The 21,356-nt window shown below is 71.7% G+C and carries 26 protein-coding genes; 14 read left to right on the top strand and 12 right to left on the bottom strand.

The features are described 5' to 3' along the window. The first annotated feature begins 76 nt into the window (after positions 1-76). Both ACZ4YL_RS31650 and ACZ4YL_RS31645 read left to right on the top strand, forming a co-directional pair. On the top strand, positions 77-484 hold the full coding sequence (locus ACZ4YL_RS31650; RefSeq protein WP_468121235.1) for a hypothetical protein: 408 nt from the start codon (positions 77-79) through the stop codon (positions 482-484). Between the two features lie 670 nt (positions 485-1,154). Further along, on the top strand, positions 1,155-1,358 hold the full coding sequence (locus tag ACZ4YL_RS31645) for a hypothetical protein (RefSeq protein ID WP_468121234.1): 204 nt from the start codon (positions 1,155-1,157) through the stop codon (positions 1,356-1,358). 34 nt (positions 1,359-1,392) lie between these two features. On the opposite strand, the gene ACZ4YL_RS31640 is transcribed toward ACZ4YL_RS31645, so the two are convergent. Beyond that, complete coding sequence (locus ACZ4YL_RS31640; RefSeq protein WP_468121233.1) at positions 1,393-1,893, bottom strand: DUF5994 family protein; 501 nt, start codon at positions 1,891-1,893, stop codon at positions 1,393-1,395. 289 nt (positions 1,894-2,182) lie between these two features. On the opposite strand from ACZ4YL_RS31640, the gene ACZ4YL_RS31635 reads away from it, so the two are divergent. The 4 genes from ACZ4YL_RS31635 (at position 2,183) to ACZ4YL_RS31620 (ending at position 3,670) form a co-directional block, all read left to right on the top strand. After that, positions 2,183-2,758, top strand: coding sequence for a DUF5994 family protein (locus tag ACZ4YL_RS31635; RefSeq protein ID WP_468121232.1), 576 nt, complete (start codon positions 2,183-2,185; stop codon positions 2,756-2,758). A gap of 5 nt (positions 2,759-2,763) precedes the next feature. Further along, the gene (locus tag ACZ4YL_RS31630) at positions 2,764-2,952 is read left to right on the top strand and encodes a hypothetical protein (RefSeq protein ID WP_468121231.1); all 189 of its coding nucleotides are present in this window, start codon (positions 2,764-2,766) and stop codon (positions 2,950-2,952) included. Positions 2,953-3,048: 96 nt separating this feature from the next. Beyond that, complete coding sequence (locus ACZ4YL_RS31625) at positions 3,049-3,315, top strand: hypothetical protein (protein WP_468121230.1); 267 nt, start codon at positions 3,049-3,051, stop codon at positions 3,313-3,315. 55 nt (positions 3,316-3,370) lie between these two features. Continuing rightward, complete coding sequence (locus ACZ4YL_RS31620; protein ID WP_468121229.1) at positions 3,371-3,670, top strand: hypothetical protein; 300 nt, start codon at positions 3,371-3,373, stop codon at positions 3,668-3,670. A gap of 14 nt (positions 3,671-3,684) precedes the next feature. Here ACZ4YL_RS31620 and ACZ4YL_RS31615 read toward each other — a convergent pair whose 3' ends face one another. Both ACZ4YL_RS31615 and ACZ4YL_RS31610 read right to left on the bottom strand, forming a co-directional pair. Continuing rightward, the gene (locus ACZ4YL_RS31615) at positions 3,685-4,953 is read right to left on the bottom strand and encodes an ATP-binding protein (RefSeq protein ID WP_468121228.1); all 1,269 of its coding nucleotides are present in this window, start codon (positions 4,951-4,953) and stop codon (positions 3,685-3,687) included. A 562-nt stretch (positions 4,954-5,515) separates the two neighbouring features. After that, positions 5,516-6,184, bottom strand: coding sequence for a TetR/AcrR family transcriptional regulator (locus tag ACZ4YL_RS31610; protein WP_468121246.1), 669 nt, complete (start codon positions 6,182-6,184; stop codon positions 5,516-5,518). A gap of 51 nt (positions 6,185-6,235) precedes the next feature. Here ACZ4YL_RS31610 and ACZ4YL_RS31605 point away from each other — a divergent pair, with 51 nt between their 5' ends. Both ACZ4YL_RS31605 and ACZ4YL_RS31600 read left to right on the top strand, forming a co-directional pair. Further along, the gene (locus ACZ4YL_RS31605) at positions 6,236-7,822 is read left to right on the top strand and encodes an FAD-dependent oxidoreductase (protein WP_468121227.1); all 1,587 of its coding nucleotides are present in this window, start codon (positions 6,236-6,238) and stop codon (positions 7,820-7,822) included. 113 nt (positions 7,823-7,935) lie between these two features. Continuing rightward, on the top strand, positions 7,936-8,907 hold the full coding sequence (locus ACZ4YL_RS31600; protein WP_468121226.1) for a CAP domain-containing protein: 972 nt from the start codon (positions 7,936-7,938) through the stop codon (positions 8,905-8,907). An 18-nt stretch (positions 8,908-8,925) separates the two neighbouring features. On the opposite strand, the gene ACZ4YL_RS31595 is transcribed toward ACZ4YL_RS31600, so the two are convergent. After that, positions 8,926-9,438 (bottom strand): VWA domain-containing protein, encoded by a 513-nt coding sequence (locus ACZ4YL_RS31595; protein WP_468121225.1) that lies wholly within the window; start codon positions 9,436-9,438, stop codon positions 8,926-8,928. Between ACZ4YL_RS31595 and ACZ4YL_RS31590 the strand changes: the two genes are divergently transcribed. Further along, positions 9,437-9,901 carry an anthrone oxygenase family protein gene (locus ACZ4YL_RS31590; RefSeq protein ID WP_468121224.1) on the top strand — a complete coding sequence of 155 codons (465 nt, stop codon included), beginning with the start codon at positions 9,437-9,439 and terminating at the stop codon, positions 9,899-9,901. The two genes, ACZ4YL_RS31595 and ACZ4YL_RS31590, sit on opposite strands and share 2 nt — an antisense overlap. Before the next feature lie 37 nt (positions 9,902-9,938). Here ACZ4YL_RS31590 and ACZ4YL_RS31585 read toward each other — a convergent pair whose 3' ends face one another. Continuing rightward, entirely contained in the window at positions 9,939-10,553 is a 615-nt protein-coding gene (locus ACZ4YL_RS31585) for a TetR/AcrR family transcriptional regulator (protein WP_468121223.1), read from the bottom strand. 48 nt (positions 10,554-10,601) lie between these two features. On the opposite strand from ACZ4YL_RS31585, the gene ACZ4YL_RS31580 reads away from it, so the two are divergent. After that, positions 10,602-11,435, top strand: a complete 834-nt coding sequence (locus tag ACZ4YL_RS31580; protein ID WP_468121222.1) for an alpha/beta fold hydrolase — start codon at positions 10,602-10,604, stop codon at positions 11,433-11,435. A gap of 271 nt (positions 11,436-11,706) precedes the next feature. Here the strand turns inward: ACZ4YL_RS31580 and ACZ4YL_RS31575 are convergent, their stop codons facing one another. Continuing rightward, complete coding sequence (locus ACZ4YL_RS31575) at positions 11,707-12,360, bottom strand: DUF1326 domain-containing protein (RefSeq protein ID WP_468121221.1); 654 nt, start codon at positions 12,358-12,360, stop codon at positions 11,707-11,709. 215 nt (positions 12,361-12,575) lie between these two features. Between ACZ4YL_RS31575 and ACZ4YL_RS31570 the strand changes: the two genes are divergently transcribed. Then, positions 12,576-13,403 carry a DUF2182 domain-containing protein gene (locus ACZ4YL_RS31570; RefSeq protein WP_468121220.1) on the top strand — a complete coding sequence of 276 codons (828 nt, stop codon included), beginning with the start codon at positions 12,576-12,578 and terminating at the stop codon, positions 13,401-13,403. A 57-nt stretch (positions 13,404-13,460) separates the two neighbouring features. Here ACZ4YL_RS31570 and ACZ4YL_RS31565 read toward each other — a convergent pair whose 3' ends face one another. The 4 genes from ACZ4YL_RS31565 to ACZ4YL_RS31550 all read right to left on the bottom strand — a co-directional run bounded on the left by ACZ4YL_RS31565 (position 13,461) and on the right by ACZ4YL_RS31550 (position 15,512). Continuing rightward, positions 13,461-13,937: an iron chaperone gene (locus ACZ4YL_RS31565; protein ID WP_468121219.1), complete on the bottom strand. Its 477-nt coding sequence runs from the start codon at positions 13,935-13,937 to the stop codon at positions 13,461-13,463. 61 nt (positions 13,938-13,998) lie between these two features. Beyond that, positions 13,999-14,628 carry a VOC family protein gene (locus ACZ4YL_RS31560; RefSeq protein WP_468121218.1) on the bottom strand — a complete coding sequence of 210 codons (630 nt, stop codon included), beginning with the start codon at positions 14,626-14,628 and terminating at the stop codon, positions 13,999-14,001. Between the two features lie 5 nt (positions 14,629-14,633). Then, positions 14,634-15,071, bottom strand: a complete 438-nt coding sequence (locus tag ACZ4YL_RS31555; RefSeq protein ID WP_468121217.1) for a helix-turn-helix transcriptional regulator — start codon at positions 15,069-15,071, stop codon at positions 14,634-14,636. Positions 15,072-15,101: 30 nt separating this feature from the next. Beyond that, on the bottom strand, positions 15,102-15,512 hold the full coding sequence (locus ACZ4YL_RS31550) for a VOC family protein (protein WP_030011646.1): 411 nt from the start codon (positions 15,510-15,512) through the stop codon (positions 15,102-15,104). A 465-nt stretch (positions 15,513-15,977) separates the two neighbouring features. Here ACZ4YL_RS31550 and ACZ4YL_RS31545 point away from each other — a divergent pair, with 465 nt between their 5' ends. Beyond that, positions 15,978-17,813: a galactose oxidase-like domain-containing protein gene (locus ACZ4YL_RS31545; RefSeq protein WP_468121216.1), complete on the top strand. Its 1,836-nt coding sequence runs from the start codon at positions 15,978-15,980 to the stop codon at positions 17,811-17,813. A 100-nt stretch (positions 17,814-17,913) separates the two neighbouring features. Here the strand turns inward: ACZ4YL_RS31545 and ACZ4YL_RS31540 are convergent, their stop codons facing one another. After that, positions 17,914-18,384 (bottom strand): MarR family winged helix-turn-helix transcriptional regulator, encoded by a 471-nt coding sequence (locus ACZ4YL_RS31540; RefSeq protein WP_468121215.1) that lies wholly within the window; start codon positions 18,382-18,384, stop codon positions 17,914-17,916. Positions 18,385-18,483: 99 nt separating this feature from the next. Here ACZ4YL_RS31540 and ACZ4YL_RS31535 point away from each other — a divergent pair, with 99 nt between their 5' ends. Together ACZ4YL_RS31535 and ACZ4YL_RS31530 are read left to right on the top strand one after the other, a co-directional pair. Continuing rightward, complete coding sequence (locus tag ACZ4YL_RS31535; RefSeq protein WP_468121214.1) at positions 18,484-19,326, top strand: NAD(P)H-binding protein; 843 nt, start codon at positions 18,484-18,486, stop codon at positions 19,324-19,326. A gap of 67 nt (positions 19,327-19,393) precedes the next feature. Beyond that, positions 19,394-19,822: a MarR family winged helix-turn-helix transcriptional regulator gene (locus ACZ4YL_RS31530; protein ID WP_468121213.1), complete on the top strand. Its 429-nt coding sequence runs from the start codon at positions 19,394-19,396 to the stop codon at positions 19,820-19,822. Here ACZ4YL_RS31530 and ACZ4YL_RS31525 read toward each other — a convergent pair. Beyond that, entirely contained in the window at positions 19,785-21,188 is a 1,404-nt protein-coding gene (locus tag ACZ4YL_RS31525) for an MFS transporter (protein ID WP_468121245.1), read from the bottom strand. The genes ACZ4YL_RS31530 and ACZ4YL_RS31525 overlap by 38 nt on opposite strands. Between the last annotated feature and the right edge of the window lie 168 nt (positions 21,189-21,356).

Genomic DNA, 21,356 nt, shown 5'->3' with positions numbered 1-21,356 from the left:
CGCGCCCCGGTATGCCCCCGGGCGCCAACAGGACCGCAGTCACCGTCCGTCCGTTCGATCGAAGGAGTACACCACCATGTCCCTCACCCTTACCGCCCAGGACAAGCTCACCCTGCGGACCGCCGCGTACGGCGCCATTTCGCTGCTGGCCGCCGCTGACGCCACCGGCTCACCCCACAAGGTCGCCACCGAGGGCTCCATCGCCCTGTCCTCCGCGACCGGCCTGGTCGGCCACGTCCTCGCCGAGAAGTCGAAGGTCGAGAACCTGGACGGCAAGTCCGTAGCCGCGATTGCCGACCAGGTGCTGCCGGCCCTGACCGCAGCGATGGGCCTGCTCAAGAAGGCGGATCCGGCGGAGGCCGACAACTTCCGCAGCACCGTCCTGGTCGCCGTCGAAACGGCCACCCAGGCCCGCAAGGGCGAGCCCACGCCCACCCTGACCGACATCACCCGCAAGATCACCGGAGCCCTCGACGCCGCGTGACGGGATGGAGGCCCGGGACCATCCGGAACCTGGCGCGAGGAACCGGGCCCTCCGCCAGTACGCCGCCGGACCACGCCCGCGAAGCCTCTCTCGCCTGGTTCTCCTGAGCCACGGCCTGCCGACGCGCCGCTCCGAACGTGAAGCCCCCTGTGATCGCGCCCGCCGCCAGCGTGGCCCCTGCGGTGACTGGTGCGACAGCAGGAACATGGTCCATGTCACCCGTCTGCCCTTTGACGGCCCGAGCGGGATGGGCTGCACAACTGCCGGTCCGTTGAAGCAGGTTCTTCAGGGTGAGCGGTCATCGCTCCTTGCCCCGCCACTGTCGCGGGGCGCCGGGAAGTGCGGGTGGCCGATCGAGGGCGGAAAACGCTGTTCCGACCTGACGATGAAGGGCACATCCCGGTGCTGGCGGCACCAGGGCACGTGGACCGAACGCGGACGCCAGGAGGAAGGCGAGAAGGCCGGCGGGCGGAGGAGGAAGTGACTGGTTTGGTGACGGCGTGGCATCCGGCACGCACTGAGCGCCCTCCCGGGGCCGTGGTGGAGCCACACCCGGGAGGGCGTCATCCGTGTGCCTCGCTTCGCGGGCGACATGATGCAGACCGTCGCGGTGCGTGTCAGCGTGATCGGAGAGGAATCCGTACCCCACGCATCAAGAGGAGTCGCCGTCATGGACGGTAAGCAGAACAAGCACCAGGAGGAGCAGGGCAAGGGGCGCGAGGCGCAGGAACACCATCGCCCCGGAGACCCCGCGCGGCCCCAGCCCGGCAAGTCGTCCCGCGAGAAGGGACAGAAGGCCGGCCAGAAGGAGACCTCGCGCCGCCGCGAGGACGACCTGCTGCGCGAGGAGGACCTGCACGACGAGGGGCTCTGACCGGCGCACCACTCGCCCGCTTGAGGGTTCGGGGTCAGCCCGCCGCATCGGCGACGCCGTCGTCGGGTTCGGGTGTGGTGGCGATGAGGATCTGAGTGGCCTGCGTGATGTTGTCGGCGCGGACGGCGCGGGCCATCGCTTCGCGCGCAGCGTCGGCGTTCGTGTCCGGGGGAACCACCAACAGCGCGAAGTGGTCGTTGTGGCCGCGCGTGACGAGGATCGTGTCGTCGCCGACGGGGTCGGAATCGAGGTGCACGACCTGGCCTTCGATGACCAGACGGGCCGGGAGGCCGTTCCAGGCGGACGCGTCCACGCCCACCCGGGTGATCGGCCCGAGATGCCCCGTCAACACGCTGATCAGCGCGGGCAGCTCGGTCCCGATGTCGCGTGTGCGCGGCCACCACGCACCGTCCAGGATTCCCTCCCGGGACCGCCTGGTCTCCAGCCGCAGCAAGGCGGTACCCGGTTTCACCGCCTGGTGGATCTCATCCGGCAGGAGCAGCGGGGAAGGGCGGGGGATGTCGGAGTCAGCCATGGGGGTCGCCCGTCTGCAGGTGCGGGCATACGCCGCCGCAGGTCGGGCGGCGATAGCGACGCCCGTGCCCGGCCGCGACGCGCACCAGCCCGCCGTACATTCACGGTACTCCTGCCGCGCGCTCCGCCGCCCGCCGGAAAATACCTGGTCACGCCGGTGAGAGTCCCCCGAACAGGCGTACAGTCAAAGGACCGGGAGTACTTCGAACACCGGCTTCACGCGGGTGTCATTTCCGGCGATCGCCTAAAAACCGGGCTGCCGACGGGCAGTCCGGGGGCAGGTCCGCATCATGACCACCACCCTCGACCGGACCGCGCCCCGCGATCTCGCAGCAGAGCTCCCGGCACGTTTGTCCCTCACCCCGAAGACCACGCTCGCCGGCCGGCTGGACGGGGCCTGGTGGCCCTACTCCCGCGACCTCGAAGCCGAGCTCCCACCGCTCGCCGCCGCCCTGGAGGAACCGTGGGGGCGCGTCACCCGTGTCACGGTGAATCCCGCCCGCTGGCCGATCGTCCCGCGCACGGTTGCCGTGGCCGGGCGCATTCTGCACGTGGGCTGGTTCACCGAACAGGACCCCGACAAGCTGATCCTGCTCTCCTACACCGTCGGCCGCTGGGACCTCCTGGTGATCCCGCCCGAGACGGAGCCCGCGGCCGCGGCCCGGCTGATGGCCGCCGCCGCGATCCCGGGCAGCGCCCTCACCGCGGGCGTCCTGATGGCCAACGAGAGCGTCATCGGGCGCGGCATCCGCGACGCCCGCCGCCGGGAAGCCGCCTGGGAGGACGAGGGCGGGGCGTGCATGTCCCCCTTCGGGGAGCCGATGGGCCGAACCGCCCTGCCGCCGGCCGGGAACGGCTGGAGGTGAGCTCCGTGGAGACCGTCGTCCTCATCGCGGTGATCATCCTCATGATCGGCGTCGCAATGCGCTGGATCCACGTGCTGAACGCCCGGAACGACGCGCGGATCGAGGCCTACCGCTTCAGTGACCCCCTGCCGAGGCCGCCCGGCCTGCCGGACGACACCGGTCGTCGAGCCCACCACCCGGGTGCCGACCGGTAAGGAACGGACCTTCCTCCGACCGGGGGCAGTGGTCGGGGCGCCCCGGCGCCCCGACCCGCCGGCCTCCTCACCCAGCCTGAAGGGAACCACTCCCACGTGAAGTACATCGAGACCCAGGCCCTGCCGTCACTCGGGCACGCCGAGGTCCGGATCATCGCGCACACTCCGGAAGCCGCCCGAGCGGTCGCGGAGGCGCTCCGCCGCTGTTTCGCAGGCGCGGAACAGCGCAGCTACCCCGCCCTCGACGGCAACACCCGCCTCCACCTCACCGTGGACACGGCGACGCCCGCCGGGCCCGCCCGCTCGTGGCTGGCCGCCAGCAGGACCCCCGCCGGCACCGGCGCACACTCCGACGAGATCTGAGAAGCCCCGACCGGCCCCGGAGCCCGCTCCGTCCCCCACACGAAAGGACGCGGTCATGGCCACACTGCGCGAACGCAAGACCTACCGCGATCAGGTGCTCCAGGTCCTGTACGAAGCCGTCGAAGGCAACCGCCTCCTCGGCATCACCGGAGCACAGCTGCGGCGCGACCTCCACGTACCGGAACAGGACCTGGCCGCCGCCTGCACCTACCTGGCGGGCGAAGGGCTGATCACCGTCGACTGGGAACCCGGCAACACCCCCGCGATGGTCACCCTCACCCACGAGGGAATCCGGCGCATGGAGGCAGAGGAGGAAGGGACGGCAACGGGCGGGACGGCAACGGGCCCGGCGTGATCCGGAGGAGACGCCTAGATGCGGGCGAACGTCTCGGTCTGCCGGGCGAACTCCTGCGCCATGGCCGCGCTGACCGTGGGCCTGGTGTCGCCGATCGTGCGCAGGTAGTCCTCGGTGGTGGGGCGGGCCCGGGATCCGGTGTCGAAGGTGCGCTCGAACTGGACCTGGGAGACGGTACGCGCCACATGGGCGATGTCGGCAGGGGTGAACCCCTCACTGGCGGTCGCCAGCACCGCGCTGTCGGCCTCGGCGCCCGCTCGGGCCAGGTAGCTCTCCCACAGCGCGGTCCTCGCGCGGTCGTCGGGCGGGCCGATCGGCAGCACGTAGTCGAAACGGCCGTGCCGCAGGAACGCGGAGTCGAGCGTGGTCACGTCGTTCGTGGCGCATACGAGCAGCCGCCCGTCCTGGCCCCGGAACCGGACGATCGCCTTGAGCAGCTCGTTGACGACGCCGACCGCGGTCGCGTCGGCGCCGCTCCGGGTACCCGCGATCTCCTCGACCTCGTCGATGAAGACCAGGACGTGATCGAGCCGGGCGATCTCGTCGAAGCGCCGGTTCAGCCCGCTGGCCAGCCCGTATTCGGCTGCCAGCCGGGCGGGGAAGAGTTCGAGGAACGGCCATCCCAGGCGGCTGGCGATCGCGTGCGCGAACGTGCTCTTCCCCGTCCCGGGCGGCCCGAACAGCATCACGGCCCGCGGCAGCTCCACGCCGTGCTGGGCGGCCATTTCGGGATGGGCCAGCGGCAGGACCAGACGCCGCTCGATGAGCTCCTTCTCCCGCTGCATGCCCGCGACCTTCTGCCACAGTCCCCCGGGCGGCAGCTCCGCTCCCAGCGACGCGAGCATGCTGACCGCCTGGGGGGTCACACGCCCGCGCTTCTCGAAGAAGACCAGGCCCGGACGGGCGCCGAAGCCGCAGTTGTGCAGGGCGGTGGCACCGGTCTCACCGTCGGGCAGGACCGCGTGCACCGTTCGGACGCCACCGGTGAACAGCCGGTGCTCCAGGGCCGTGATCAGGTCGCTGCCCAGCCCTTGGTGCCGCCAGGCAGGCGCCATGCTGATGCGCAGGATCCACGCCCGGTCACCCTCCACCCTGCTCACCGCGGCGCCGACCACCTCCTCGTCCGCGGTGGCCACCACCGCCGGGTAGAGGGCCTGGAGGGCCGCCACGGCGTCCGAGAGCGGAAAGAGAGGTGATTCTCCGGCCGTGCCGCTCTCCGCGTCGACTCGGATCACCGCTTCGAGATCGTCCTGGGTGTAGTCCCTGACATGCCAACCCGTCATGGTCAGCTCCGTGTGTTCGCCCGTACTCCCATCATCGGCCGAGGTGCGCGGGACGCGCACGCCGGGCGAACGGTGCCGTACTCGCGCCGGTTGGCCACCGGCCGTGTCCGGCACCCTCCGGGCCCTTCGACGGCCTGCCGTCCCCACCGTGCCAGGGCCACGCCTGCTGTCGCGGACTCAGGACATCCCGCTTGTATCCACTCGAACGGTTGATCACTGTGTGCGCAGAGCCCGCCGGAATGGGGATCGCCGGGCAACTGCCGCTGGTCCGGGTGTTGTTCACGGCCGCGGGCAGTGGCGCAAGCGGGCCGTCCCGAAGCGCGGGGCGCACTCCGTACGGCCCGCGCCGCTCTCTCCCCCAGGTCCACCGCGGCAAGCCCATCGACCGAAGACACCCAGGACGGATCGCTTCTCCGCATCTCATCGAGGTCGAAGGGGGCGAGCACCGTGAACCCCCTCGGCGCGGCGGCGTCGAGGGCGAGACCGTAAGAGCGCCCTCCGGCGTAGTGGAGTGCGTCCTTGATGGGAAGCTCAAGATCTGCCCACAGGCGTTCGATCGCGGTCATCTGTTACCGCGAAGTGCGCGTTCCAGAGCGTCGAACGCAGCGTGCACGCGGGAGCGGTGATCGTCGGCGACATCGGCCGCGCGCTCGCCCGCGAGCAGGCGTCGGGCTGTGGCGACGTAGACGGCCCGGTACGCGGCGACGGTCAGTGCGGCCGCGAGGCGGGGGCCGGGGCCGTCGCCCCCGGGGGCGGTCTCGGCCATCGCGTCCCCCAGTGCCTGCTCCACCTCCTCCACGCCTTCACGCGCCCGCGCCCGCAGGGCGGGCGAGTCCAGCACGATGCGCCAGAAGTACGGGAAGTCGTCACTCACCGCCGCCAGCGGGTGGCGCTGGTCGAGGAGTTGGAGCAGCAGAGCGCGCAGAGCGGCCGACGGAGACTCGCCGGCCGGGCGGTTGCGTACCGCGGCCGTGAAGAGCTCGACGGCTTCGGGGATCCGGTCCAGGAAGAGGTCTTCCTTGCGGGGGAAGTGGTTGAAGACCGTCATCGTGGAGACATGGGCGGCCTTGGCGATCTCCGCCACGGTCACCTGGTCGAAGCCGCGCGCCGCGAACAGCATCGTCGCCTCGTCGGAGATCCGCTGCCGGGTCTCGCGCTTCTTGCGCTCGCGCAAGGTCAGCGCTTGGTCGCCCACGCGCTCCGCGGAGCCACGCCTCTCAGTTTCCTCGATCACGGATAACACTATAGCGACTCCAAAGTTTTAGTGACTAAAGTGAGCGCCATGAACTCGGACTTTGACGTAGTGGTGGCCGGAGGCGGCCCGGTCGGACTGATGCTGGCCTGCGAGCTCCGGCTCGGTGGCGCGAGCGTGGTGGTCGTCGAGCGCCGCACCGAAGTGGACCGGACCATCAAGGCAGGGTCGATCAACACATCGACCGCCGAGGCCTTCTACCGGCGCGGCATGCTGCCCGCGCTGGCCGAGGTCCAGCAGCGCTCCGTCGAACGGTTCCAGGCGTTCGTGCGCGAACAGCAAGGGACCCGGGGGAACGGACGGCCTCCCCGTACGCCGCCCGGGTTCGCCGGGCACTTCGCCGGGATCATGCTGAGCGGGGAGCTGCTGGACGCGACCGACCCGGACTTCGCGGACGCCGGTCCCGCTCGGGACGTCAGCCTCGTACCGCAGCAGGAGATCGAGCGGCTGCTCGCCGAGCGCGCCCGTGAACTCGGCGTCGAGGTGCGCAGCGGCACCGAGCTGACGGGGTTCGACGCGGACGACGGCGGAATCGAGGTCCGTGCGGCCCGGGTGCCCGACGGGTCGGGGGACGGGTCGGGTGACGGGTCGGGGGAGGTCATACGCGCGGACTGGCTCGTGGGCTGCGACGGCGGCCGCAGTACGGTCCGCAAGCTCGCCGGGTTCGCCTTCCCCGGTACGGATCCGCAGATCACCGGTCACCAAGCCCTCGTCGAGATGACCGGATCCCAAGCCCTGCGGCCCGGCTGGAACCACACGGACACCGGAATGTACGTGCACGGGCCGATGCCCGGCCGCATCCTCACGGTCGAGTTCGACGGCCCGCCTGCCGACCGGGAAGCGGCAGTCACCGCAGAGGACTTGCAGGCGAGTCTGCGACACGTCTCCGGGACCGAGGTCACGATCACCGGGGTGCGCACCGCCACCCGCTTCACCGACCACGCGCGCCAGGCGGCCGACTACCGCGCGGGCCGGGTGCTGCTGGCGGGCGACGCCGCGCACGTCCACTCGCCGTTCGGCGGCCAGGGCCTCAACCTGGGCATCGGGGATGCGATGAACCTCGGCTGGAAGCTCGCCGCGGTCGTACGCGGCCGGGCACCGGAAGGGCTGCTGGACTCGTACACGGCCGAACGGCACCCGGTCGGGGCATGGGTGCTCGACTGGACCCGGGCACAGATCGCGTTGATGCGGCCGGAACCACAGGCCCGCGCTCTGCGCGACGTCGTCACCGAGCTGGCCGGGTCCGTCGCGGGCACCACGTATTTCGCCAAGAAGATCTCCGGCGTCTCGCACCGGTACGACCTTCCCGGCAGCCATCCGCTGGTCGGCCGCAGCGCCCCGGACCTCGAATTCACCGACGGGACCCACCTCGCGGACCTGCTGCACGACGGGCGGGCACTGCTGCTCGACCTCGCCGACGACGCGGGGCTCAGGGCGCACGCACAGGGGTACGGCGAGCGCGTACGCGTCACCACCGCGGCCTGCTCCAGCAGGCCGGAGCCGGCCGGGCTGCTCGTACGCCCCGACGGAATCGTCGCCTGGGCGGGGGACGCGGCGGATACCGGGGACGGGCTCGCCGGCGCACTGGCGCGGTGGTTCGGCCGGGACGGGGGATGAGAACCCGGCGCGGGCCCGGCCGCACCTTCCTGTGAGAAAGGTGTTATCGCCGCGCTGCTCACGGGTCTCCTTCAGTGTCAGGCCAAGTGGGCCGTCACCTTCGAGGAGATGCGATGCGGTATCACGACGATGAGTTCACGTACGGCGCGGACGCGGGCGTGGGCGCGAACGTGGGCGCGGACGCGGGCGTGGTCGGTGCCGGTTCCGGGTCGGACCGGCGCGGCCGGGCGCGCGCTGCGCGCAGAGCGGCCGGCGGCCACCGCAGGAGCCGTCGCCGGACTCCCCTGATGGCGGCGGCCGCCGTGGTCCTGCTGGCCGGGGTCGGGAGTGCCTACGCCCTCATATCCGGCGGGGCTCCGGAACGTACCGCCGCGACCGGTTCCCCCTCGGCGCTCGCCGGCCGGCCGGACGCCGTGGACGGCCTGCCGACCGCCACCGCATCTCCGACCGCCGGCGCCGGCCCGGCGGCGACTGAGGGGACGGCGAGCCCGAGCGCCGGCGCGTCCGCCCCCGCATCGGCATCGGCATCCGCGCCCGCGCCCGCGCCGCAGGCGAAGGACGGGGAGCAGCGCTCCGGAGCGCCGGCCACGGAACGCGCTGCCAGGCCCGCCGCGCCCCCGACCCGCGGTACCTCGGGGAGCGGTCCGACGGGGCCGGACCCCAAGGTGCCCGGCCCTCGCACCTCAACGCAGGACGTCGCAACGGCCCAGTCGCTCTCCCTGCAACTGCTCAACAACGAACGAGCCGCCGTCGGCCGGCCTCCGCTGGCGCTCAAGCAGGACCTCGGCGACTTCGCCCGCAAGTGGGCCGAGCACATGAAGAACAACGGGTTCGCCCACTCCTCGTCGGCGGACCGCGCCTACCTGAAGACGGGCTCGCGCACCTGGACCGGCGAGAACATCGTCTGGTACAGCGATGCCTCGATGACCGCCCAGGAAGCCGCCGAGAAGTTCCAGTCGATGTGGCGCCACAGCTCCGGGCACTACAAGGCGCAGGTCAACCCGGACTTCACCGAGGTCGGCGTGGGCCTCTACCACGACTCCTCGGGCTGGTGGGGCGTGCACAACTTCTCCGACGGCAAGTGACGCGGGTCCTCAGTGGCCCTACCGGATCACCCCGGCCGCGCGGGCGGCCTTGAGCCAGTCCGGGAATTCCTTCATGAGGTGGTCGCAGAGGTCCGCGTCCGAGCGCGCGGCCGGCTGTCGGCCGGCCGCGAAAAAGCCGGCGTCGGCAGCTCCGGGCCGATGCCCGCCACGATCGCGATCCGGTCCACCGTGGCAGGTACCGCCGACCGGTCCGCGACGATGGTCCGGCCGCTGAGGACCACGCCGTCCTGCGCCGGATGGTTGTAGAAGACCAGGTCGTCGTCGGGCACTTGCCGAAGCGGAACCGGTCCCGTGGCCGAACCCCTGAAGCGGTTCCGGGGGGGGCGCCCCTGATAACCGATCCTTCTCGTCGCGAGAAGGACTTTCTCTTGGACTTGGCGCGAAGCAGCCCGGACCCTTGTGCACAGGCGTGCAGGCGCCGGCGCCTGCACGCAGTCGTCGGCGGAAATCCCCCCGCCCGCCCGCGCACCCACCCCCCGCAAGCAGCGACGCACAGGAGCCGACGAACATGCGCACACGCCTTCTGCTGGGCCTGGCCCTCCTCTCCACCGGACTCCTCGCCGGCGCGTTCGGCTACGGGGCGGCCAACCTCGTACCCACCTTCAACGCGGTACCGCTCGACATACGGCTGTCGTTCCACACCGAACTGATGAAGATGAACGGCATCACCATGCAGGCGGCGATGGGCGTGTCGATCGTCAGCTCGCTGACCCTCGCCGCCGTGACGCGCGGCCGTACGCGGCTGCTCGCGGGCGGGGCCGGCCTGCTGGCCCTCACGTCCCTCCTGGTCACCCGGTTCGGCAACGTCCCGATCAACGGCCGGATCAAGGACTGGGCGCACACCTCGGCCCCGGCCGATCACACGGAGATCCTGCGGGACTGGGAGATGTTCAACGACATCCGCACCGCCGCCGCCGTGGTCGCGTTCGGGCTCCTGATCTTCTCCGCCCTGCGGACGCCCGCCCGCGACTGACGACGCCGCACCCGGTCCCGCGCGCCCCGGCCCTGCCCTACGCGCCGGCCGGCGCCGCCGCGTCATCGGACTGCGCCGCGCGGACGATGGCCGCCGCGGCCCGGGACGCGGCCAGTACCGGACCGGTGCTCCGCGCGGCACGGCCGAGCATGAACGCGCCCTCCAGCAGGGCGATCACCGAGCTCGCGGTCTCGTGCGCGGCGGGCTCGGCGATACCGCCGGCGAGGTAGAAGGCGGCGAGGCCGTCCGTCCAGCTCGCGAAGACCTCGGCGGTGGCCAGGCGCAGCGGTTCATGGGTGCCGGCCACCTCCAGCGCGACGGTGGCGATGGGGCACGGGTCGGTGAAGTCGAGCTCGTGCAAGGTCTGCGCCGCGGCCGTGAACGCGTCGCGGGTGACGGTGGCCATGTCCGCGGCGGCCTCCGCCGGGGGGAAGAGGCCGGCGATCAGTTCCAGGTAGGCCGCGCCCGACGTACGGATCACCTCCTCGCCGAGCTGTGTCTTGCCCCCGGGGAAGAAGTGGTAGGCCGAGCCGTACGGGGCGTCGGCCGCCGCGACGATCTGCTTCATACCGCTGGCAGCGTAGCCCTGGCGCCGGAACAGCTCGGTCGCGGCGGTGACGATGCGTGCTCTGGTGTCGCCCGTGGTTCTCACCCTCGATAGTCTCTCACTAGATCGGTCTATCTAGTCGGAGGTAGCACCTTGTCCGAGATCGAACTGAGCGCAGGCGTCATCGACTTCACGGACACGGGCGGGGACGGAGAGGTCGTGGTGCTCGTCCACGGGCTCGGGTTCGACGGGTCGGTCTGGGACGAGGTGGTACGGGAACTGCGGGCCGATTTCCGGGTGGTGGTGCCCGTACTGCCGATCGGCAGCCATCGCAGGCCCATGCGGCCGGACGCGGACCTTTCGGCGCACGGGGTCGCCGCGCTCCTGGCCGAGTTCCTGGAGCGCCTCGGCCTGCGCGACGTCACCCTGGTCCAGAACGACGCGGGCACGGCCCAGCTCCTGGTGGGCGTGCGCGACGAACGCATCGGCCGCCTGGTGCTCACCTCGTGCGAGGCGCTGGAGAACTACCCACCGGGCATCCAGGGCAGGACCCTGTACGCGGCCTCCCGGATCCCGGGCGGCCTGTTCCTGCTGCTGCAGTCCTTCCGCGTCCCCTTCCTCGTACGGATGGGGAGCTCGCTGGGCGGGATGGCGCAGCGGCCGATCCCGTACGCGCTGGTCCGGCGCTGGTACGGGCCCCTGCTCGGCCGGCGCGCGATCCGCCGCGATCTCGCCAGGTTCTGCCGCAGCACCCGCAAGGACACCTACCTCATGGCCGCGGAGAAGCTCGCGGAATTCGACCGGCCCGCGCTGGTCGCCTGGGGAGCCCAGGACCGCATGATGCCCCCCGCCACGGGTCGACGGCTCGCCGAACTGCTGCCGCACGGGCGGTATGTGGAGATCCCCGGGGCGGGCACACTCGTCCAGCTGGACAATCCCGGGGCCCTCTGCGCGGAGCTGCGCCGTTTCATCGAGGAGACCGGCTGAGGCCCGGTCCGCGGCCGGCTGGTGATCGCGGCGTACGCGGCCGGCGTCGTATCACCCTCCGGCGGCGAACCCGGCACACAGGGCTGACGTATCCGAAAGAGACAACCTGGCTAGTGCTGTGACCGGCAAGGTTCACCGGGTTGCGACGCCCGGCACGGCACCTCGCTGCGTTGTCGGACCGCGCAAGTACGTCCAGTACGAGCCGCGGCCCTCCGCCTTGCGATGCACCGCACCTGACGCCGCAACCCGGCAAACCTTTCCGGCCACAGCACTAGTCGGGCCCGGTCCAGTCGAAGGTGATGTGCTTGCTGGACCGCCCTTCGCGGCTCCAAAGGAAGCCGTGGGCGTCGGCACGGTCCACCGTCGAGTGGCCCCAGGTCGCGACCTGGCCCGGTCCGGTCTCCGCACCCGGCAGGTTGGTCGACTGGACGCGCGCCCCCTCCGGGGTCGTGGGTCCCGTGAGCGCGACCGCGCTCGCCTCGACCCGGCCCGGTACCACGGCCCGCCAGCCCGCGAGGTCGTCGGCGACCTCGATCTCGATGGGGGCGAACTCCATGCCGCGCATTTCGGCGCCCATCATGCTCACCATCTCGGCGGGCCAACTGCCCGCCTGCCCACCGAAGATCATCTGAAGCGCCTCGCGCTGGAGGTCGTCGGCGCGCTCGTCGACGAAGACCGCGGCGTACGCGTCCGTGTGCTCGGCCCAGATGTTGCCGACGAACGAGGCCAGCATCAGCACGTTCAGGCCGTCCAGCCGTACGTCACCGTAACGGCCCTCGCGGATGTGCCAGGCCAGGATGCCGTCGCAGTCGCCGTGGGTGGGCAGCTGTGCGAACGAGCAGGGGCAGGGCACGTTGCACTTGCAGGTGTCGAACCAGTCGCCCGCCGCGTGCCACCGGGGAACGGCCGCCGTCGTCTCGGACATCTCCCTGCCTCCTCGTGACCGTGCCGGGACGTCGGTCTCGGGAGGACGGCGCAGCCCCCGGGAACCCTCGCCGTCCCACGCCCGGGTCGTACGGGTATCCACCCCGATTGTCCCACCGCAGAGGTCACCCGGAGGAGGTGTTTTCCGTGTACACGGGTGCACGCGTACACATGTTCCCGCGCGCACGCGCAGGTCCGCCGTGATGTGCTGGAGGCGTGCGCCTCGACCGGAAGGCCCTGTCACCCCCTCTGCGTCCGGCAAATCTGCTGTCGGCCCGGCAGCTTGCGTTCGCCTGGTCCGTGATGGCGTCGATCGCCCTCCTCGCCTGGGTGCTGGTGGTCGACCAGGCCCGTGGCATGGGGGTCGAGCCGGGAACCATGGGGATGGGCGTCCCGCTGTTCCTGCTGCTGTGGCTGGTCATGATGATCGCCATGATGTTCCCGTCGGTGGCCCCGGTGGCCCTCACCTGGGCGCGGGCCATCGGGCGCCGGTCGCCCACGGGAGTCGTGCGGGTGGCTCGTACCGCCCAGTTCGTCGGCGGGTACCTGCTGGCCTGGACGGCCTTCGGCCTGATCGCCTACGGGCTCCTCGCCGGGACCGGGGCCCTGGTGGACGAGCACCCGGGGGCCGGGCGCTGGATCGGCGCCGGGGCCTTCCTGGTCGCCGGGCTGTACCAGTTCGGCCCGTGGAAGGACCTCTGCCTGCGGCACTGCCGGAGCCCGATGGGCCAGCTCGTGCGCTACTCGGGCTTCCGGCCCCGGGCCCGCGATCTGCGGGTCGGGGCGCACCACGGGGCGTACTGCGTGGGCTGCTGCTGGGGGCTGATGGTCGTGCTCGTCCCGCTGGGCGTCATGAACGTCCTGGCGATGGCCGCGGTGGCCGTGGTGATCTTCGTGGAGAAGCTCTGGCGGCTGGGCCCCGTCTTCTCCCAGGTCGTCGGGGCCGCCTTCCTCGTACTCGCGGTACTGAGCCTCTTCCAGCCCTGGCTGCTGCCGGGCCTGATCCCGCCGCAGTCGCCCATGACGGAGATGCTCCGCCCCTAGGGGATGTCTGTCGATCAGGCCGGATCAGGGAGCCGGGCGGCCGGGCGGCCGGGCGGATCAGCCGACGGCCTTCTTGATGAGCTCGGCGATCAGCGTCTCATCGGCCGGGGTCAGCTTCGTCAGGGCGTACGCGGTCGGCCACATCGTGCCCTCGTCCAGGTTGGCCGGGTCGCTGAAACCGAGGGTGGCGTAGCGGGTCTTGAACTTCTGCGCGCTCTGGAAGAAGCAGAGCACCTTGCCGGCCTTGGCGTACGCGGGCATCCCGTACCAGAGCTTCGGGGCGAGGTCCGGGGCGGCGGCCCTGATGATGGCGTGGAGCCGTTCGGCGAGGACGCGGTCCGCGTCCTCCATCTCGGCGATCTTCGCCAGGACCTCGGCCTCCGGATCCGGCTTGGCGGAGCGCGCACCGCGGCGCCCGGCGGCCCTCAGCTCGTGGGCACGCTCCTTGATCGCGTCCCGTTCCGCATCCGTGAACCCGTCGGCCTTCTCCTCGGCCGCGCCGGTGTTCCTCGTCGACGTCTGCGTGCCCTTCATGTGCGGGTTCCTCTCTCGCGGAGCTCGATCGGGTGGTGCGGGTCAGGGACAGGGTCAGGAATCAGGCCGTGGGTGCCGGGGCCGCCACCGCGGCCTCCCACGCGAAGCCGTCGGGGTCGGTGAAGGGCCCGCCCGCGCCGCCGATCACGAGCCGGTGGGAGCCGGAGCCGTCGATCGGGACACCGACGTCCTTGGCCAGGGCGCGGCGCCCGTACAGCGCCACCTTGAAGGGGCTCGACGGGGTGGCGAACTCGACGTACTTGCTGCCGAAGCTCTTGGCCACGGCGAGGCCGCGGTCGACGTAGAACCGCTTGCTCGCGGACACGTCGGCGGCCCCCAGCAGGAGCACGATGTCGTCGATCCGCCCGGTGGCCGGGCCCGTGTCCCGCTTCGCCGACGTCGCGAGCTTCCAGATCGTCCCGTCCGGCGCCTGTACGACCGCGCCGTAGCCCCAGAACGACTTCGAGGCGGGCTTCAGCACGGTGGCACCGGCTTCGAGGGCGGCGGCGGCCAGGGCGTCCACGTCGGCCGGCCGGGGGACGGTGAGCGAGAGCACGAATCCGCGGAAGCCGGTCGCCGGCGCTTGCGAGGCGCGCAGGCGGACCTGCGCGCCCGGAGCGAAGGCGGTGTAGAAGTGGTGGGCGGCCGTGGTGTCGGCCACCTCAAGGGTGAGGGTTTCGATGGAGGCCATGAACATCACGCTAGTTGTGGGGCCGGGGCGGAGGCTTCTCGAATCCTGACCGGTTCGGCCGGTTCGGCCGGCCCTCGGGCGGCGCGCGGATACGCGTCAGGCGCCATGCCGACGAGCTCGGTGAAGCGGGTGCTGAAGATGCCCGGCGTCGGGCAGCCGACGGCCCGGCGGACCTCGGTGACGCCGAGGTCGCCACCCCGCAGCAGGACCGTCGCGCGCTGGATGCGGCGCGCCGTCAGGTAGGCGTACGGGGACGCGCCGTACGCGAGCCGGAACTGGCGGCCGAGGTGCCCGGCCGCCATGTCCGCGGCGCGGGCGAGCTCCTCGACGTCGAGCGGACGCGCGTACTCCCGGTCGATCCGGTCCCGGACGCGGCGCAGCCGCGCCAGGTCCTTCAGGTGCGAAGCCTCGATCAGTGCCTGTCTCCACGCGGGACGACACATGGAGGACCCCCCTTTCGTCGGTGTGCGGGCTCAGCGGAGTTCTTGGATGCGGATCAGGTTGCCCGCGGGGTCGCGGAAGGCGCAGTCGCGGACGCCGTACGGCTGCTCGGTCGGCTCCTGGACGACCTCGGCGTCGCCGGCCTGGATCTTCTCGAAGGTGCTGTCGAGGTTCTTGGTGGCGAGGAGGATCCAGCCGTAGGTGCCCTTCGCCATCATCTCGGCGATGGTGCGGCGCTCCGCCTCGGTGACACCGGGGTCGACGGCCGGCGGCGCGAGGAGGATCGACGTGCCGGGCTGGTCGGCGGGGCCGACCGTGATCCAGCGCATCTTGCCCTGGCCCACATCGCTGCGGACCTCGAAGCCGAGGACGTCGCGGTAGAAGGCCACGGCGGCGTCCGGGTCGTCCTGCGGCAGGGTGCTCATGTGAATGCTGATGTCCATGCCCGTCACGGTAACTGCGCCTGGACCAAGGGCGCTTCTCGAATCCTGACCGATTCGGGCCCCTCGTCCGAGCCCTCGCCGGACCCTCCTCCGGGCCCTCGACGGCCCCTCGTCCGGCCCCTCCTCCGGGCCCCTGTCCTGCCTCCTGCCGGGCGGGAATCGTCCGGGCCGGGGCCGCGGGGAACCCCGCCCGAGCAGGGGCGGCGGCGACCCGGTCCGCCGGGGGCCGATCCGGTGTCCGTGATCACCACGGGTTGCGGCCGGGCGGGGGACCGGGGGCGGGCCCTCGGGACGCCGTCGGCGCAGCTCAGGGCGGTGCCTTCACCCGGGCGGCCCGAAGCCCGGGCGATCTTCCCGGTGTGCGGTGCCCGACGCGTCGGCATAGGTCTGTGTTCGTAGGCGTCGTAGGCGCCCTGTGCCCCGGCACGGGCACCCGCCGCTCCAGCACCCCTGGTGAGGAGTCACATGTCACGTAGCAAGCGTCGATCCACCCCCCGAGCCGCCCGCCGAGCTGCCCGCAGGGCCGCGATCTCCGTCCTCGCGGCCACCGCCGCCCTGGTCACCGCCGTCCCGGCAGCCGCGCACGACGGTTCGGCCCGCCCCGAGGAGAAAGCGGCCCTCGGCGCCGAACACGCCCAGGAGCATACGGAGGTCCGCGAGCAGATCCTCAAGCTGGGCGGGTACTCCCAGCTCGCCCGGATCGACAGCCTGAACTCACTGACCCGGTCGCAGGCGGACGTGAACGCGGGCTTCCACCCCAAGGCGTTCGGGCAGTTCGCCGAGTACTTCCAGTCCCCGGACTTCGCCGCCCACATCGCCATGCTCCCGACCGGCAAGGTGCTGCTCTTCTCCTTCGAGCGCATGGAGACCGACCCGACCGAGGAGCCCGCACCGACCAACACCCTCGGCAAGGCCAACGCCGGCCGCGCCTTCCTGTGGGACCCGCGCCGCGGCACCGGAGCGGACGCCTTCAAGAAGGTCACCCCGCCCGAGCTGGTCGTGCCGGACGGCACGAACGAGAAGCGACCGGCGCCCTTCTTCTGCGCAGGACACGCCTTCCTGCCCAACGGCATGGTCGGCGTCTTCGGCGGCAACCTCGGCTACGGCGGCGGCGCCGGCGCCAAGCTGTCGCTGGTCTTCGACCCGTGGACCGAGAGCTGGTCCGTGAACAAGGACATGGAGGTCGGCCGCTGGTACCCCTCGGTGGCCACCGCCCCCGACGGCCGCCTGCTGATCATGTCCGGCCACACCGACCAGGGCTGGGGTACCTCCACCTCCGTCATCGAGCGCTTCCCCGCCAAGAGCCACCCCGTCCCCTTCGAGAAGACCGTGATCCCGAAGGACGTCCCGACGGACACCCTGCGCGTGGACGCGCCCTTCGGTACCGACAGCGACTACCCGCACCTGTTCACCCTGCGCGACGGCAAGGTGTACGGCCTGGGCCGGCACGCCACCAAGCAGTGGGCCTTCGACCCGGTCGCGGAGACCCGTACGGACCTGCCCGCGCGCCCCGACGGCGTGCACCGCGGCTACGGCTCCGCCGTGGCGCTGCCCGCCGGACTGCGCGGCCCGGACTCCGTACTGGTCCTCGGCGGCGACCGGGACGACCCCAACACCTACCGGCTCACGAGCGGCGGTGCCTGGGAGAAGCAGCAGCCCCGCGCCTTCGGCCGGACGCAGGACGACACGCTGCTGCTCCCGGACGCGAGCATGCTGACCGTCAACGGCGCCTACGGCATCCGGGACTACGGCAACGGCGAGTACAACCCCAAGTCCGATCTGAAGTACCGGCAGATCGAGACCCGCAACGCGCTGGGCGAGTGGAAGCTGGGACCGGCGCAGCGGCTGCCGCGCGGTTACCACTCCAACGCCGTCGTCCTCCCGGACGGCCGGGTCATGGTCACCGGTGACGAGCTGCAGCAGCTCGCCAACGACCCGAAGATCGACGACGACATGAACGGCAGCATCGAGATCTTCGAGCCGGCCTACCTCCACCAGGGCAGCCGCCCGTCCCTCGACCGCGCCCCCGACGGGCCGCTGCGGTACAACACCGCCTTCAACGTGGGGACCTCCACGCCCGACCAGGTCAAGAAGGCCGTCCTGCTGGCCCCGACCACGGCGACGCACTCGCTCAACACCAGCCAGCGCCACGTCGAACTGGGCATCGTCAAGCGCCAGGGGAACAGCCTGCGCCTGCAGGCGCCGCCCTCGGCCAATGACGTCCCGCCCGGCTACTACATGCTCTTCCTGCTGGACGAGAACGGGGTGCCGAGCGCGGCCAAGTGGGTCTCCTTCAGGTAACCCGTCAGGTAACCCGTAGGGCCTCCCGTCCCACGACACAGCCCCCAGGCGATGCGCCTGGGGGCTGTGGTGTCGCCGCCCGCGGGCGGCCGGCCGGTCGTCAGCGGTGGCGCAGCGCGTTCTGGGAGTCGACGTACTTCAGCATGAGGCGGGCGAAGTCGAGGCGGTCGCGCTCGCTCCAGCCGGCCGTCACGTACTCGAAGGCCGCGCGCTGGTGCCGCCGGAAGCGGTCCATCATGTCCCGGCCCTCGGGGCTGAGGTGCAGGATCGTACGGCGGCCGTCCTGCTGGGAGGCGGCGCGCACGAGGTAGCCGGCGGAGATGCTGTCGGACACCATGCGGCTGGCCACCGAGGGGTCGACGGCCAGGTACTCGGCGACGGCGCCGACGGTGATCTCGCGGCCGTCGCCCTGTTCGGCCTCCAGGACGATGTTGAGCACCAGAGTGCGGCTGAGGTCCTTCTGCGAGATCGGGTTCTCGACCTCCAGGAGCGAGGAGCGCCGCAGTTTCCCGAACGCCGGGCCCACGGCGTCCAGCAGTTCCTCGTCGGTCGCCGGCTCGTGCTTCGTCATGCCCCTCATCGTACATACGTGAGCTCACGCAGACATGTGTTGACGTGAAAACGTGTGCATGCGAGCATGCATATGTCATCACGAACGAATGGAGCTCTCGTGACCATCCTCATCACCGGCGCGCGCGGCAAGGTCGGCCGGGCCGTCGTCGACCGCCTGCACTCCGCCGGCCTCCCCGTCCGGGCCGCCAGCGCCCGCCCCGCCGAACTGAACGTCCCGGCCGGCGTCGAGACCGCCGAGCTCGTCCTGGACCGGCCCGAGACCTTCGCCGCCGCGCTCCGCGGGGTCCGCCAGGTCTTCCTCTACCCGCAGCCCGCCGGCATCCACGACCTGATCAAGGCCGCCGAGGCCGCCGGGGTCGAGCACGTCGTCCTGCTGTCCTCGTCTTCGGTGCTCGCCCCGGACGCCGGGACCGACCCGCTCGCGAGCCACAGCCTGAGGGTCGAGCGCGCCCTCGCCGACTCCGGTCTGACCTGCACGTTCCTGCGCCCCGACGCCTTCGCCAGCAACTCGCTGGGCTGGGCCTGGCCCGTCGGCCGGTCCCTGCCGGTCCAGCTCGCCTACCCGGACGCCCAGATCGCGCCCATCCACCCCGAGGACATCGCCGACATCGCCGCCCTGGCCCTGACCGGGGACTCCCTCACCGGCCGCGCGCTCACCCTGACCGGCTCCGAGTCGCTCTCCTTCCGCGAGCAGCTCGCCGTCCTCTCGGAGACCCTCGGCCGCGCGATCCCGGTCGAGCACATCACCCGCGCCGAGGCGGAGGAGCAGATGGGCCGGCACATGCCCGCCCCGATGGTGTCCTCGCTGCTCGACCTGTGGGAGGCCACCGACCACGGTCCCGCCGCCATCGGTGAGACCACCGAGTCCCTGCTCGGCGTACCCGCCCGCACCTACCGGCAGTGGGCCCGCGAGAACGCGGACGCCTTCACCGGCCGCTGACCCACAGGCCCGCAGGCCCACGGTCCCACCGGCCCACCGGCCTGCCGACCTCCCGAAGGAGCAGGACATGAAGCCCATCGGCTACTGGCTCAACCGCACGGACCAGGCCCTCACCGCGTCCATGGACGCCCTGCTGGCCGGCTTCGGCCTCACCCGGCTCGGCTGGCAGGTCCTGCGCGTCGTCGAGGACGACCCGCAGGCCACCGACACCGCCGTCCTGACCGCCCTGGCCGCGAACGCCGACGCCGCGGCGCTGACCTCGGCGCTCACCTCGGTGCTGGGCGGCGGCTGGGTGACCCGCCCGCAGCCGGACCGCCTCGCCCTGACCGACGGCGGCCGCGCCCGCCTCGCCGAGGTCGCCCGTCACGTGGACGCCTTCCGCGAGCTGGCGGCGACGGGGATCACCCGCGAGGAGTACGTCACCGCCGTCACCGTCCTGGAGCGCATGACCCGCAACCTCACCGAGCCGCGAGGCGGGTCTCCGGCCCGGCCGTGACCGGCCGCGGGGAGCCCTTCGGGCCGCGCAGAACGGTGAAGGCGACGCCCAGGGCGGCCAGGATCAGGGCGGCGCCGGCCGCGAAGGCCAGGTGGTAGCCGCCGGTCAGCGCCTCGGGGGCGGGAGCACCCGCCGCGGTGAGGGACTCGGTACGGGAGGCGGCCAGGGTGGAGAGGACCGCGATGCCCAGCGCCATGCCGATCTGCTGGGTGGTGTTGAAGAGCCCGGAGGCCAGACCCGCGTCGGCATCCTTCGCACCGGACATGCCCAGCGAGGTCAGCGCGGGGAGGGCGAGGCCGAAGCCGGCGGCCAGGAGCATCACCGGGAGCAGGTCGGTGAGGTAGTCCGCCCGGTCGGCCTGACCGGGTACGCGCGTCAGCAGGCCGAGTACGCCGACCAGGAGGACCAGACCGGCCAGCAGGACCTTGCGCTCGCCGAAGCGGGAGTTCAGGCGGGCCGAGACGGTGAGCGAGACCAGCCCGATCACGGCGGCGGCCGGCAGCATCGCGAGACCGGTCTCGGACGCGGAGTACCCGAGCACGTTCTGCATGTAGAGCGCGACGAGGATCTGGAAGGAGAACAGCGCGGCGACCATCAGCATCTGGACCAGGTTGGCGCCGAGGACGCTGCGCGAGCGGAAGATGCGCAGCGGCATGAGCGGGTTGCGCGCCGTGGCCTGGCGGACGAGGAAGCCGGCGAGCAGGGCGAGCGCGAGGGCACCGAACCCGAGGGTGTGGGCCGAAGCCGCCCCGTACGTCTCGATCTTGACGACCGTGTAGATCCCGAGCATCAGACCCGAGGTGACGAGCAGCGCGCCGAGGGTGTCCGCGCCCGCCTTCAGGCCCAGGCCCCGGTCGCCCGGCAGGGCCGGGAGGGCGACGAGGAGCACCGCGATGCCGATGGGCAGGTTGATGAAGAAGATCCAGTTCCAGGTCAGCGCGTCGGTGAGGACACCGCCGAGGACCTGCCCGATCGAGGCACCGGCCGCGCCGGTGAAGCTGAACACCCCGATGGCTCCGGCCCGTTCGCGCGGCTCCGTGAAGAGCGTGACGAGGATGCCGAGGCTCACGGCGGAGGCCATCGCACTGCCTGCGCCCTGCAGGAACCGGGCGGCGATCAGGACCCCGGGCGAGGTGGCGAGCCCGGCCAGCAGCGAGGCGGCGGTGAACACCCCGGTGCCCGCCAGGAACATCCGCTTGCGGCCGATCAGGTCACCGAGGCGGCCGGCGAGCAGGAGCAGCGAACCGAAGGCGATGAGATAGGCGTTGACGACCCAGCTCAGCCCGACCGGGGTGAAGCCGAGGTCACCCTGGATGGCCGGCATCGCGACCGTGACGATGCTGCCGTCGAGGATCGTCATCAGCATTCCGGTGGCCAGGACGCCCAGGGCGAGCCGGCGGGAGCGCGAGAGGGAAGCGGAGGGGGAAGTGGAGGGGGCGGTAGCGGTGGCGGGCACGGCGGTCTCTCCTGTTCGTTGGAGGCAACAGGAAAGACCGTAACAGATAGTTTTGTTGCAGACTATCTTTTACGGATT

The sequence above is a fragment of the Streptomyces sp. NPDC030021 genome (assembly GCF_055574035.1).
This window is presented reverse-complemented; position numbering and strand designations above follow the sequence as displayed.

Excerpts from the sequence above, each read along its gene's own strand:
- ACZ4YL_RS31650 (WP_468121235.1), top strand. The coding sequence starts at position 77 with ATGTCCCTCACCCTTACCGCCCAGGACAAGCTCACCCTGCGGACCGCC.
- ACZ4YL_RS31645 (WP_468121234.1), top strand. The coding sequence starts at position 1,155 with ATGGACGGTAAGCAGAACAAGCACCAGGAGGAGCAGGGCAAGGGGCGC.
- ACZ4YL_RS31640 (WP_468121233.1), bottom strand. The coding sequence starts at position 1,893 with ATGGCTGACTCCGACATCCCCCGCCCTTCCCCGCTGCTCCTGCCGGAT.
- ACZ4YL_RS31635 (WP_468121232.1), top strand. The coding sequence starts at position 2,183 with ATGACCACCACCCTCGACCGGACCGCGCCCCGCGATCTCGCAGCAGAG.
- ACZ4YL_RS31620 (WP_468121229.1), top strand. The coding sequence starts at position 3,371 with ATGGCCACACTGCGCGAACGCAAGACCTACCGCGATCAGGTGCTCCAG.
- ACZ4YL_RS31615 (WP_468121228.1), bottom strand. The coding sequence starts at position 4,953 with ATGACGGGTTGGCATGTCAGGGACTACACCCAGGACGATCTCGAAGCG.
- ACZ4YL_RS31605 (WP_468121227.1), top strand. The coding sequence starts at position 6,236 with ATGAACTCGGACTTTGACGTAGTGGTGGCCGGAGGCGGCCCGGTCGGA.
- ACZ4YL_RS31600 (WP_468121226.1), top strand. The coding sequence starts at position 7,936 with ATGCGGTATCACGACGATGAGTTCACGTACGGCGCGGACGCGGGCGTG.
- ACZ4YL_RS31590 (WP_468121224.1), top strand. The coding sequence starts at position 9,437 with ATGCGCACACGCCTTCTGCTGGGCCTGGCCCTCCTCTCCACCGGACTC.
- ACZ4YL_RS31595 (WP_468121225.1), bottom strand. The coding sequence starts at position 9,438 with ATGTTCGTCGGCTCCTGTGCGTCGCTGCTTGCGGGGGGTGGGTGCGCG.
- ACZ4YL_RS31575 (WP_468121221.1), bottom strand. The coding sequence starts at position 12,360 with ATGTCCGAGACGACGGCGGCCGTTCCCCGGTGGCACGCGGCGGGCGAC.
- ACZ4YL_RS31565 (WP_468121219.1), bottom strand. The coding sequence starts at position 13,937 with ATGAAGGGCACGCAGACGTCGACGAGGAACACCGGCGCGGCCGAGGAG.
- ACZ4YL_RS31560 (WP_468121218.1), bottom strand. The coding sequence starts at position 14,628 with ATGGCCTCCATCGAAACCCTCACCCTTGAGGTGGCCGACACCACGGCC.
- ACZ4YL_RS31555 (WP_468121217.1), bottom strand. The coding sequence starts at position 15,071 with ATGTGTCGTCCCGCGTGGAGACAGGCACTGATCGAGGCTTCGCACCTG.
- ACZ4YL_RS31550 (WP_030011646.1), bottom strand. The coding sequence starts at position 15,512 with ATGGACATCAGCATTCACATGAGCACCCTGCCGCAGGACGACCCGGAC.
- ACZ4YL_RS31545 (WP_468121216.1), top strand. The coding sequence starts at position 15,978 with ATGTCACGTAGCAAGCGTCGATCCACCCCCCGAGCCGCCCGCCGAGCT.
- ACZ4YL_RS31540 (WP_468121215.1), bottom strand. The coding sequence starts at position 18,384 with ATGACGAAGCACGAGCCGGCGACCGACGAGGAACTGCTGGACGCCGTG.
- ACZ4YL_RS31530 (WP_468121213.1), top strand. The coding sequence starts at position 19,394 with ATGAAGCCCATCGGCTACTGGCTCAACCGCACGGACCAGGCCCTCACC.
- ACZ4YL_RS31525 (WP_468121245.1), bottom strand. The coding sequence starts at position 21,188 with ATGCTGATGACGATCCTCGACGGCAGCATCGTCACGGTCGCGATGCCG.